The organism is Embleya sp. NPDC050154, assembly GCF_044460165.1.
In the GTDB taxonomy this organism is placed as follows: domain Bacteria; phylum Actinomycetota; class Actinomycetes; order Streptomycetales; family Streptomycetaceae; genus Embleya.
The window spans coordinates 1-9,255 of the sequence record NZ_JBITJP010000064.1; the positions used below are offsets into that span (position 1 = coordinate 1).

6 protein-coding genes are annotated in these 9,255 nt (G+C 69.0%); 1 reads left to right on the forward strand and 5 read right to left on the reverse strand.

What is annotated here, in order from left to right; translation table 11 throughout:
- Positions 1–733 precede the first annotated feature (733 nt).
- The 5 genes from ACIBSV_RS50425 to ACIBSV_RS50445 all read right to left on the reverse strand — a co-directional run bounded on the left by ACIBSV_RS50425 (position 734) and on the right by ACIBSV_RS50445 (position 6,647).
- Complete coding sequence (locus ACIBSV_RS50425) at positions 734–3,205, reverse strand: hypothetical protein (protein WP_395874722.1); 2,472 nt, start codon at positions 3,203–3,205, stop codon at positions 734–736.
- Between the two features lie 171 nt (positions 3,206–3,376).
- Positions 3,377–3,871, reverse strand: a complete 495-nt coding sequence (locus ACIBSV_RS50430) for a DUF4429 domain-containing protein (protein ID WP_395874724.1) — start codon at positions 3,869–3,871, stop codon at positions 3,377–3,379.
- Positions 3,872–4,283: 412 nt separating this feature from the next.
- Entirely contained in the window at positions 4,284–5,402 is a 1,119-nt protein-coding gene (locus tag ACIBSV_RS50435; protein WP_395874726.1) for a methyltransferase domain-containing protein, read from the reverse strand.
- Positions 5,399–6,346 (reverse strand): MvdC/MvdD family ATP grasp protein, encoded by a 948-nt coding sequence (locus tag ACIBSV_RS50440; protein ID WP_395874728.1) that lies wholly within the window; start codon positions 6,344–6,346, stop codon positions 5,399–5,401. The genes ACIBSV_RS50435 and ACIBSV_RS50440 overlap by 4 nt, the downstream gene beginning before the upstream one ends.
- 31 nt (positions 6,347–6,377) lie before the next feature.
- The gene (locus ACIBSV_RS50445; RefSeq protein WP_395874730.1) at positions 6,378–6,647 is read right to left on the reverse strand and encodes a hypothetical protein; all 270 of its coding nucleotides are present in this window, start codon (positions 6,645–6,647) and stop codon (positions 6,378–6,380) included.
- Positions 6,648–6,853: 206 nt separating this feature from the next.
- Here ACIBSV_RS50445 and ACIBSV_RS50450 point away from each other — a divergent pair, with 206 nt between their 5' ends.
- Positions 6,854–8,299 (forward strand): Twin-arginine translocation pathway signal, encoded by a 1,446-nt coding sequence (locus ACIBSV_RS50450; RefSeq protein ID WP_395874732.1) that lies wholly within the window; start codon positions 6,854–6,856, stop codon positions 8,297–8,299.
- The last annotated feature ends 956 nt before the right edge of the window (positions 8,300–9,255 follow it).

Sequence of the window (9,255 nt, forward strand, 5' to 3'; positions counted from 1 at the left end):
AATCGCTACGCGATTGGCCACCGCACCGACCGTGTTCGACTCACGACCGCCATTGCTCGGGAAATGCGCTGGCAACGGCCGGGGTCCCGTCCGGGGCTGCGTTCGCGCCCCGGACCGGAAGGTCGGGCTCGCCGGCCCGTGGAACAAACCAATACCCCACGACACCAGCGGACTTGGCACCGTCAGCCTGCCAACCATTGTTGGAAACAGGCGACTTCACGACCGGCCAGCCACTTCCAATATAGGTGTGTCGCGTCACGGCACAAGGCCATGCATCAAAACTCGACCTGGGTACGATTTGGAAGGAGGGACAGGTCCCACCGGGACTCCGAACCGGTCCGCTCCGCGGCCCCACCACTGCACCAACGGGCCGAACCGGCACCGACCTCCAGGCGCAGCGAAGCGGCCCTCCACGGCCATCGCGAGCCCACCCCCGGCACCCACCAGGAATCCCCAACAACGAGCTGGACGCCCTCCTGCGGCCCTCACGCCCAGATCCGCCGGCACCCTACCCATGGCGTGGCGCAACGCCGCACAGCGCCATCGGCAGGCCCGGCGCCCGATCGACAACCCGACTCGGAATTCGTAAGGAAACCGGACAGGAAAACACGACAGGAAATCGAGAGGCGCCACGGGAACCGCCGCGCCCGCGACACAGGTTCGGCACAACCGCGCCAAGATCCGTCCAGCTCGCACGGTCGGTTGCCGTGTGGTTGCGCATCGGTGCAGCTGGTCAAGACTTCGTTCTGTGGCCCGAGGACTGCTTGGACTTGCCGCGTCTCATGGACGAAGGGTGGTGGTTCATCATCGCCGCGGATACAAGTCCCAGTCGCGATACTTCGGCGTCGAGAAGTTGGTTGGGGCCCGGGCGCGAGTTCTCGAACAGCATTCGCTCGCACTCGCCGTTCGCGTTGAAGATGAACACTGCGGCCCTGGCCGCCTGCATCTGATGCTTTTTCGCCGCAAGGTAAGCGCGAAGGTCTTGTTCGAGTCCCGTCTTGGATTGGCGGGGTGCTCTGGATGCCCAGATCAACAGGAAGCTGTTGTTCGCCCGATGCCCTCCAAAAATGGTGCACTTGTGCGGCTGCCCGTCTCCAAGGGTCGCACCCACCATTGCGGTCCCGTACGAGGCCCACTGCTTCTGCGTTGCGTATGAGCCCTCCAGTAGCGTGGTGCCGATGCTGAGCCAACCCGGCTCACCGCGAGCCGAAAGCGTCTCGACGAGAGCAAGCATCTCCGGGATCGCGTTCAACTGCGGACGAGGAGCGGGCGTCTCGCGGATTCCCAACCGATACGAGTACCAAGCGTCGATGGCGTCGGTGCGGCTGGTCAGGAACTGTGGGTGCTGTCGGGCATGTCGCCGTCGCTGGGCAACGGACGGCGCGGCAAACTGCGGGAGTTCGCGCGCGACCTGATCAGGATCGGGCTCGACGTACAGGCCCGAGTGCAGCATGTGCATGAACAGGTCCAGCTCGTCCACCGCCAGGAACTTGCGCGTGACGTCCGGTTCGGTGCGACGGCGAAGGTACAGCAGCAGCTCGGCGGGTCGAGCGATGATTTCGCTGACGACCCGCAGATCATGCAACGAGACAATCCACGGCAACTGGGAGACCGTGAGGATCCCTGCAGTCACGAGTTCTGCGGTCACCGTGACGAGACCTGTCAGATCTTCCAGGCTCACCACGATCGTGTGAATCTCGCGTACGCCGCTCAAGTCGAGCCACGTCTCGTCGTGAAGGCGCAACCCTCCGTCCTCGGTCATGCGTTGCCTCAGGCGTTCGGCCTGCTCGGCGGCGTGGGTAACGATCTTCCGAAGGTCGGCGCGCAGATGCCGCGCGCGGCCCGCTCTGGCTCCCGGGCTGAGGGAGCCAGCTTTAGCCTCGACGACGATGGCCACGTCGTCGACGACGAGGAGTCCATCGGCCTCGACGATCTTTGTGTAGGTCGCCGGCGCAGCCTGCGGGACGAGAGCTTGGGGATCGGGAACGTAGTATTTGAGCCCTCGGTGGACGACCGCTCTCGGCAAGTGGGGTATCAAGAGTTCGAGTGCCGCCGATTCCAGGCACTCGCCACGCCGCTTGGTGTACCTGCCGTCGAGCTGGGCTCGTTTCAGTTCCTCCTCGACCCTCTCGCGGATCGCCGGCAGCAAGAGACCGTCGTGAACGATCGTCCGGTCACCCAATGGGTCCCGCAGAATCGGTCTGGCCCGTAGGGGCGACTCGCCTTTGAGGAATTTCTCTACGGCATCGCGCGGGGGCGTGTTTCCCAGGTCCGTCGTAAAGAGGTCCAGCACGGCTTCGACCACGTTGGCAGGCAGTCCGGATAGCGCGGAAAGCGCATTCGGCTCTAGCCGGGACGCATCGGACGGGTTCGACCATGTCCGATGCCACGCATCCGTCGCCTCTGCGCGGACATCGTCCAGAGGTCGGGTCGGGGTCTGAGGGTCGGTGGCCGATCTGGCGATCGCACGCACGACGTCGAAGCGTTCTTCCCAGGCTTCTTGGTGCAGACGCTGCGCAGCTGCAAAAACCGATCGGATTTGAGGGACTGTGACGCCCATGGCGTCGCGACAGTCCTGTTCCACGTCGGGATCGTCAAAGATCTGCTGGAGCGTCTCCTCAACCATGTGCGGGTAGGCGACGTTACGCACGAAGATCTCTCGAAGTGCCCCACCGAGTCTGATGGGCGCCAAGGGGTCGGCGGCCTTGTCGGTGGTGAGTACTCGCGCCAGTGAACCGGCCTGCAGGCATGTCAGTGCCGCTGTCTGGACTCGGTCGATCACGGCGGCCGCGTCGGCTCTCGTCCCGCGCTCTGCGGGACGAGAGCCCGCACGACACGTGCGCGCGGCCAGGATCAGCGCGGTCAGTTCGATGACCGCGAGGCTACCTTCGTGCTCTGTCTCCTTGAAGGTTTCCGGGCTCGACACGGTGTTGTGGAGACGGACGAATTCGAGAACGTCGAAAGCGTCATACGGGTCGGTGAGTTCGACGAGATCCTCGACGGACGCATCTATCCCCCGACGGGCGAGACCCAGGGCAGCACGACGGTCCGAGCTCTCCCCGACGTAGCCTTGCAGGCGCTCGAGATCCTGCGCGATCAACCGCAGCGGCCGCGGCAACAGTTCACGAGGAACACTCGCCAGGGGAACGCGGCGCCGTTCACTCTTGCGGCGACGGGCGCTTCTGCGTTGGGCGGCGGAAGTCATACGCCACTGTAGGCGCCCTCAAGGGTCCGGAAGCCGCCGTCGCGTCAACCTGTGTCCCGGCCTGCCGCCGGTTCCGGCGAGGATGTCCTGAAGAGACCCTCGCCGATGGTGGGCACGGCTCCGAGCGATCCCGCGACGAGCGCGGCCCGGTCGTGTAATACCTCTGTCGGGTCAGCGCCGGCCGATGAGGCGGCTCTTGGCGTCGGTGAATTCGTCGTCCGACAACACTCCGGTCCGGTGGAGTTCGCCGAGCTCGCGAATCTGCGCCGCCAGGTCCGGCTCTGCGGCACCGGGCCGCATCGTCGGGGTGATCTGATGCTGTTCGGCAATGGCGGCTTCGAGCGCCTTGCGAAGGGGCTCGAAAGCGGCGGATTGAGAACGCGTGACAACAACGGCATTCTCGTTCCCGACCGCGTCCCGGGTCTGTCGGCCCAGTTGCGAGCGGCGTTCGACACCGCCCGGCAGGGTGAACTCGATAAAGCCGTTGACGAGCGCGCCCGGTTGTTTCCACTGCACGGCAGTGATCTGAGAGATGTGCATGCGCTTCTCGCCTTTGCCGACCGTGCTCCGGGCGATGAACCCCTTGCGGGTCAGCGTGACGAACTCGCCGTCGAACGTGACCGTTCCGTTGTAGCCCTTGGCTGTCAGAGGGGGGTCGAGACGCATCTGCCGTCCTTCGAAAGCACTGACCGGGGCGTCCAGTGTCGCGAACGAACGAGCCCTCCGCCCCGGAAACGAGACATCCCACGGAAGTCGGTCCTGCGGGGCATCGACGACTCCGGTCGCATGTACAGCAGGGACAGGTATCACCCGATCGTCGGGTCGTCCAGCGCGGCAGGGTCGACGACGCCCGTATACACCGCCACGGGGTCACAGTCGCTCACGCCCCGGACCGGGCTCAAGGGCTTGTACATCACCGGGCGGGCGACCTCGACCGCGCACACCCGCGTCGCGGGCCGGGTCGTTCGTGATCAGGTACGCGGGGCCGCGAGACCGCACTCGGCGGCCACACACAGTCAAACGAGCATTCGAGATGAGGGCGTGGCGGCAGTCTTGGGGGGGTCGACGGTGTAGCGGGTTACGACGTGGGCGTGAACAAGGCTGTGTGACGTCCTTGGGGGTCGATCCGGAGCCGGTGGTGTTCGCGTTTGGGTCTGCCGGTCTTCTCGAAGTCGATTCGGATGTCGGCGAGTTCGTCGGCGAGGCGGCGGGGGCCGGACTGGCGGCATGTGCCGTCGGCGTGAATGGTCGTGACGGAGCCGTCGCCGGTCCACAGGGTCAGGGCGTCGGGGAGGTCGCGTTGGCCCAGGTCGGACGCGGGCAGGGTGAGGCCGATCGGGAAGCGCAGGTCGTCGTCGTGCCACGCGTCGAGCGGCATCGCGCACGGCTCGAGCGGGCCGGTCGGATCGCCCGGGTAGGGGATGTTGTTGCTGCCCGCTGTGGTGCGCAGACCCATGAAGTAGGCGGGTGTGGCCAGGAACGGGCCTTCGGCGTGGCCGTGTTCGTCGACGGTCAGGCACGCGATCCCGGTGCCAAGTGGCAGGACGAGGCGGCCGTCGGGTTTGACGGCGGCGAGCCAGCCAGCCGGGACGCGGTCCACGCCGCAGGTAGCGATGAGGCGATCGAGGCTGCGGGGCGCGCCTGGTGGTCGGCTGCCGTCGGTGTGGACGACGGTGACGTGCGTGTGTCCCGCGGCGGACAGGGCGTGCCGGGCGGCGGCGGTGACGTCGGGTTCGATGTCGAGGGTGGTGACGTTGTCGTCTCCGGCCAGGCGGGCGAGGAGGCCGGCGTTGTAGCCGGTGCCGGCGCCGATCTCGGTCACGCGCATGCCGGGTTCGACGGCGAGGGCGTCGAGCATGGCGGCCATCAGGGAGGGGACGGTTGAGGACGACAGGGGTGGTCCGTCGTCGCCGAACATCGTCGCCGTGACCAGGAGTTGGTCGGTGTAGACCTCGCGGGCCCAGTCGGGGTGTTCGGGCGTGTGGACGCGTGTCTCCCACGTTCCGGGGGTGGCTTCGACACGGCGGACGAAACGGGGCACGTAGATGTGTCGCGGCTCGGCGCGGAACGCTTCCACGATCTCGGGGCGGATGCCGTCGGTGATCATCGACGCGACCATGGCGTGGCGCAGCCGGCGGGTCTCGTCGGTGTCCCGTGCCGGTGCGGGGGTCCTGTCGGTCGGTGGGTGGGTGGTCATCTGGTGGTGTGCTCCAGGTGGTCGGCGAGTGCGCTGGTGACGTGGTGGTGGTCGGGGGTGAAGGCCCATTGGCCACCGGGGTTGAGTTCGAGGGCGAGGATGCGGCGGTCGCGAGTGGCGATGAGGTCCCAGGCGGCGAAGGCGAGGCCGAAGCCTCGGGTGACGGAGACTATGCGCCGTGCGAGTTCGGTGGAGAGTCTTCCGGGTCGGTAGGTGGTGTGTTCGTCGGGCGCGGCGCGGATGTCGAGGTAGGGGGCGTCCACGTGGATCTCGGTGACGAAAAGGCGCTCTCCCACGACGGCGACGCGGTACTCGAACGCGCGCTCTTGGACTTCGGCTTGGACGAGGTGTGCGGTGGAGGCGACGCGGGGGTGGCCGGCGTGGGCGTCGGGGACGCGGGTGGTGTTGATGACGTGGCGTGTGCCGGTGACGTCGGTGTGGGTAATGGGTCCCAGGGTCTTGCCGATGGCCGGGGCGTGCTCGGCGCAGAAGCGGCCGTGGGCGAGGGGGGCGTTGCCGATCCACGTGTCGGGGGTGTCGAGGCCGGCTGCGCGGAACGCGGCGAGTTGGGCGGGTTTGGTGCAGGCGGCGGCGCGTGCGGGGTCGTTGACCCAGGTGATGTCGGGTAGGGCCGCGAGGATGCCGGACAGGCCCAGGCGTGCCTCGCGTTCGGCGAAGTCGCGGTCGGGGCCGGGTGGGGTGGCGATCGCGCGGGTGGTGGTGGGGCGGCGCCAGTAGACGGCCCGGATGTCCTCGAGCGCGATGCGCCGGGTGCCTTGGGCGAGCCGGCCGTGCCAGAGGCCGTCGTCCGCGAGGCGTGCGTCGAGGGTGACGTCGTGGGGGAAGGCTCCGGGGTCGATCCGTGTGCACGGGATGCGGCGGCGGTTGAGCTCGGTGATCACGAGGTCGGCGGTCGGGTCGACCGGTCCCGTGGCAACGAGCACCCGGGGCCGGCCGGTCCGCGTCGGGGGTCGGCTAGAGATCGTCTGCTCCCTCGTCGATGGCGATCGAGGAGTTCCCGTCGGTGCTGAACGTCGACTTCGTCGCCATCTCGATCCCCGGCACCTCGATCAGCGGTCGCCCGTCCAGGAACGAGACCTGGGTGTGCTCGTCCAGGGCCAGGAGGCCGGGGATGTCGATCGCGGTGTTGGCGGGGCGGGCCAGGTCCAACAACAGCGGGATCAGGGCGGTCTCGGCCGTCTCGGTGGTCGCGGGCTCGGTTTCGGGTTCGTACACGGTCCTCATGGCGATCCCTTCGGCGTCGGGTCGTGCCTGGCGCGGCGTTGGTATCAGCGTGCGTCGGCCCGGCGCGAGCGGTCATTGCGGGTGACGCGCCCGGCATTGAGGACGGGTGTCAATACGGGTGGGGTCGAGGTGAATGTCTCCCGAGCGTCGGCCGGTTCGGGTTACGGTGCGGTTATCGTTCGGTGACGCACCGTCGAGGGGGCGTGATGTCGAGGCCGACCCGGGCGCGACGTGAACAGATACGACGCGAGGCCGCGACCATCCGCGCGCGCTGTCAACGCGAGGGCCGGCCGGTCGAGGAGATCGCCGACACCATCGGGGAACGCATCCCCGAACTGTCCGCGCTGGAGGGGTGGCGCCTGGCACTGGGCTGGACGCGCGCGCAGACCCTGGCCACCGTCGCGCGTGTCTACGCCGACGACGGGCTGCGCGTGCCGGGGCTCTCCGCTGAGCAGCTGTGCCGTTTCGAACACGGACCCGACCGGCCCGGACCGGAGTACGCGCAGGTCCTCGCACGCGCGTACGGCACCACCGAGCACCGGTTGGGGTTGGCGACACGGTGCGCGTGCGGAAAGGAGGAAACGAGGGTTCCGGTGGGCGGGCTCGGGTACGGTCGGGCGCGGGAGACCCACGTCGGGTGGGCGACCACGCACTGGGGAGTGGAACACGTGACCACCGCCGCCGGACTGCCCGCCGTCCGTGAGTCCCTCCACCTCGCCCTCGCCGACGACCCACGCGCCTCGAGGACGCTCGTCGATCTCGCCGACGCGGCCGTGGACCACTACGCGCTCAACTACTCCCGCCACCCACCCCGGGTCCTCTTCGACGAAATCCACCGCGTGCGCGGCATGTTGGCACCCGTGCTCGAACGCGCGAGCGGCGGCGGGGACGACACCGCGGCGGCGGGTCTGCGGTCGGTCGCGGCCCGGCTCTCGGCGCTGTTGGGCAATCTCGCGTTCCACCTCGCTGACCACACCGGCGCCCAGGCACACCTGGCCGCCGCCGCCCTGTTGGGAGAACGCTGCGGGAACGAGGGCCTGCGGGCGTGGGCGTTCGGCGCGGCCTCCATGGTCGCCCGTGCCGACCGGCGCCACGAGGCCGCGCTCGTCCTTGCCGAGCGTGGCCTGAGCCTGGCGGGCACCGCGTTGCGGCACGCGCAGTTGTCGTCCTGGGCGCTCGCGCCGTCCCTGGCCGCGCTCGGTCGCGCCGAGGACGCCCGCCGGGCCCTCGCGGACGCCGACGACGCCCTCGACGCGTCCCCGGCGCAGGCTCCGGGGCGGTTCGGGTTCGATCGCGCCGAGCACCTCCTGCACGCCGCCGAGACCCACATCGCGCTGCGAGAAGGCGACCGGGCGGGCGCACACGCCCGCGAATCACTGGCCGCGGCAACGTACGCGTCACCGGGCTGGGCGGCCGCCACGGCCGTCCAGGCCCTCGCCGAAGCCCCCACCACACCGGGCGATGCCGCCGCACGCGCCCACGACCTCCTCGATCGCATCCCCGCGCAACACTTGCGCGCCACCACCCGCGAACGCCTCGACCGCCTGACGTCGGCACTGCCCCGGGACCTGCAAGCAGGCTACGAACTCCGCGAACGCCTGAGGGAGTTGCCGCCGGCCGTCGACACCCACGGACAACCACCGACACCGTAGGACCACCACAGGCGCCCATGAGGCCGCCTCGCCGGGATTCGTCGGGACCGGCGTGGTTCGGGCGAGACGAGGCGGCCGTTCGAGGGCCCACTCGTCCCGGGGCGACGTACGGCCGCGGAGCTCACCCGAACGAGGGACCCATGACGGGACCGGGAGACGGGCAGAAACGTGGCGGGCGCGGAGCGTCGGGTCCTCGGGGAAGGACGACCCGACGCCGCGCCCGCGCACTTCACCCGCCCCACGCACCCACCGACAAACCTTCAACGTGACCGGGACGACGGGGGATACGGGCGTTGCGGCGTTCGGGTCACAGCCGGGCCGGCCCCGCGGAAGTTCGCGTCACCGTGGGCCCGGTCGGTCGTTGTGCCCGTGGTGGTGGTCCGGCGTCCTCCCCGTCGCCGCGCTCCATCCCCGGTGGTCCCTCCCCCGAGGCCGCCGGGTGGCCGGGCGCGTCGGTGCCGGCCGGCGCGACGCCGGCACCGACGGCGTCCTGCGCGTTCACCGACGCGCCACCCACGCAAGACCGCCGAAACACGCAAACGGCGCCGCCCCCAAGGAACTGGGGTGGCGCCGCGGCTTCGAAGGTCGGTGAGGGTGGCCGCCTCACGGCGGAAGGCACACCGTGGCTCCAGCCGAGCGGTATTCCACGGAGGCAATGGTTGGGCCCGGGCACACCCTCACCACCACCCCAAGCGCGGTCACCGGCCCGGCACACACTCGAGATCGACCCCGCGCTCGCCACCTGGGCCCGCCAGGCGTTGGAGGCGGCCGGTGATCTCGTGCGTGAACCGGGTTTGTGGGTTGTGCTGTTGTCGTCCGTGCCGGGTGCCCGGCGGGGCATGATCTGGGTGTGGACTATGACCTGAGCTGACCCGGGTTTCGTAGAGTGTTGCGGTTGTTCAGGCGGTCTTCGTTTGTTGTTGCTGCGGGTACTGTCGGTACGCCTGCTCGTACTC

Excerpts from the sequence above, each read along its gene's own strand:
- ACIBSV_RS50425 (WP_395874722.1), bottom strand. The coding sequence starts at position 3,205 with ATGACTTCCGCCGCCCAACGCAGAAGCGCCCGTCGCCGCAAGAGTGAA.
- ACIBSV_RS50430 (WP_395874724.1), bottom strand. The coding sequence starts at position 3,871 with ATGCGTCTCGACCCCCCTCTGACAGCCAAGGGCTACAACGGAACGGTC.
- ACIBSV_RS50435 (WP_395874726.1), bottom strand. The coding sequence starts at position 5,402 with ATGACCACCCACCCACCGACCGACAGGACCCCCGCACCGGCACGGGAC.
- ACIBSV_RS50445 (WP_395874730.1), bottom strand. The coding sequence starts at position 6,647 with ATGAGGACCGTGTACGAACCCGAAACCGAGCCCGCGACCACCGAGACG.
- ACIBSV_RS50450 (WP_395874732.1), top strand. The coding sequence starts at position 6,854 with ATGTCGAGGCCGACCCGGGCGCGACGTGAACAGATACGACGCGAGGCC.